Origin of the sequence: Eggerthella sp. 1_3_56FAA, from assembly GCF_000185625.1 — a bacterium.
GTDB classification, from domain to species: Bacteria; Actinomycetota; Coriobacteriia; order Coriobacteriales; family Eggerthellaceae; genus Eggerthella; species Eggerthella lenta.
Genome location: NZ_GL622587.1, coordinates 1 through 1,534, shown reverse-complemented (window position 1 = coordinate 1,534; position 1,534 = coordinate 1). Strand labels below are relative to the sequence as shown.

At 69.8% G+C, this 1,534-nt stretch carries 1 protein-coding gene; it reads right to left on the bottom strand.

Going from position 1 to position 1,534, the window contains the following annotated elements:
- A partial coding sequence (locus tag HMPREF1023_RS14885; protein ID WP_009307286.1) for a non-ribosomal peptide synthetase occupies positions 1-1,534 on the bottom strand: 1,534 nt, incomplete at both ends.

The following is a 1,534-nucleotide window of genomic DNA, read 5'->3' as shown; positions in this document are numbered from 1 at the left end:
TTTCCGTCAAAGGAAAACTCTCGTATTCTTTTGACGGATCTACCTCAATGAGAGCTTCCTGCTTTGGGGGAGCTTCTCTTTTCCTGAGCGTCTTGCAAAACTCACTTAGATTTTCCGTATCAAAAAGAAGCTGAAGGCGAGCATCCTCGTATCCGAGTGCCCGCACTCTGCCGATGACTCGTGATGCCATGAGGCTGTCGCCGCCCAGCTCGAAGAAGTTCGACTCCCTTCCGACGGGCCCCGCATCGAGCAGCTCCTCCCACACCGACGCCACGGCGCGCTCCGCTTCGGTGGCCGGTTCGGACAGGGAGGATGCGGACGGGGCCGCTTCGGGGGCCATGCCGGCCAAGGCCTTTCGATCGACCTTCCCGTTCGCGCTCAAGGGCCACTCGTCTAGGACCGTCACGTCATGGGGGACGAAGTAGGAGGGAAGGAGCCCGGCCACGCGGGACAGCACCCCGGCCGGATCCACGTCAGCCCCCTCGTCGGCGACCACGAACGCATGCACCACCGAGCGCTCGCGCTCGCCGGCCGCGACGGCCACGGCCCCCTTCACCCCGGGGCATCCGGCCACGGCGGCCTCGACCTCGCCCAGCTCCACCCTGTGGCCGCGTATCTTCACCTGCTGCTGGGAATCCTTGCGACCGAGGAACTCCAAGACGGCTCCGGGCCAGTAGCGGCCCATGTCCCCCGTCCGGTACCAGCGCCCCCCGTCCTCGACGAAGGAGGCGGCCGTCTTCCCCGGATCGCCCAGATACCCGTCGGCCAGGCTCCCCCCGCCGATCCACAGCTCGCCGGGCACCCAGTCGGGGCAGTCGAGGCCGTCCTCGCCCACGACGCGGAAGGACTGGTTGGAGAGGGGTCTGCCGTAGGGGATCGAGCTCCACGACGGATCGACCTCCCCGACCTCGAAGTAGTTCGACCATATGCCGGCCTCGGTCGCGCCGCCCATGGCCACGAGCAGCACCCCCTCGGGCAGCTTCGAGCGCAGACCCAGCGGCACCCAGTCGCCGGAGACGAGGGCCAACCGCAGACCGGCCGCGGCCCCGGGGCCGTCGTCGAGCATCACGTCCAGCAGGGCGGGGGCCGAGTTCCACACCGTCACGCCCCGGGACGAGACGAGCTCGCGCCACGCCGATGCGTCGCGGCGCTCCTCCTCGTCGGGCAGCACGACGGCGGCTCCGAACGAGAGGGCCCCGAAGATGTCGAACACGGAGAGGTCGAAGTCAAGGGCCGACACGCCCAGGACCGCATCTCCCGGCCCCATGCCCCATCGGCGCACGACATCGGCGATGGTGTTCCACGCGGCGGCGTGGCTCACCGCCACCCCCTTCGGCACCCCGGTGGAGCCGGACGTGTAGATCACGTAGGCCAGCGCGCGCTCGGAGGGGCCGGCGGGCGCGGGGAGGGGGTCGGCCGCCTCGAGGCGGGCCAGCTCGGTGGAGTCGACGCACAGGGACGCGCCCGCCTGTTCGAGGATGAGCGCCGCGCGGGCCTCGGGCTGGGAGACGCCGACGGGGACGTACGCCGCCCC